Raw genomic sequence first — 583 nt, forward strand, 5'->3', positions numbered from 1 at the left:
ATCACTTACCTTCAACATCCTTCTGTGGTGTACTCTCCATAAATGAATTTCATGTTTTAATGCGTGTAACGGGTGTATAAATATCTGGTTCAAATCATTCCCTTTTATCGATATTTCCTTTCCGCAAACAGAACAATATGAACTCACCTTATTTGTTTTGAACACTGATTTTCCCCTTCTTTCTCGATTTAGTCATCTCTCAAACGAGCCGGTAAAACAATTTTTAAATTCTCCCGCTCTCCCTTTCTTCCCGTTCTGATAATCACTGGGGATACAGAGTCGTATATATCTATCTTCGCCATTTTTTTATCAGAATCGTAGTTGCTAATGGAATCCAGTGCGTCTTTTAAGTACTTTCCGTTAATCCCTATCGAAATCATTTTCTCTTTTTCTTGATATTCCTTCAGTATCTTGTCAACAGGATAGTACTGGCCTTCCGGCTGCACATATCCCATGATTGACTCTCCCACCTGCACATACAGCCGGCTATTACTCACTTCCAATTCCGCATAGTTATCGCGTTTTGTGATCTTCGGAATTGTTGGCCTTATGTAACAGGTAAATGATTCGTCAGCTTCTACCA

At 39.1% G+C, this 583-nt stretch carries 1 protein-coding gene; it reads right to left on the reverse strand.

Features of this window, described 5'->3' with window-relative positions; all coding sequences use genetic code 11:
* Positions 1-188: 188 nt before the first annotated feature.
* The coding region (locus NE664_12825; protein ID MCQ4727518.1) for a hypothetical protein at positions 189-583 on the reverse strand (395 nt) is incomplete at its 5' end.

Origin of the sequence: Anaerotignum faecicola (assembly GCA_024460105.1) — a bacterium.
In the GTDB taxonomy this organism is placed as follows: domain Bacteria; phylum Bacillota; class Clostridia; order Lachnospirales; family Anaerotignaceae; genus JANFXS01.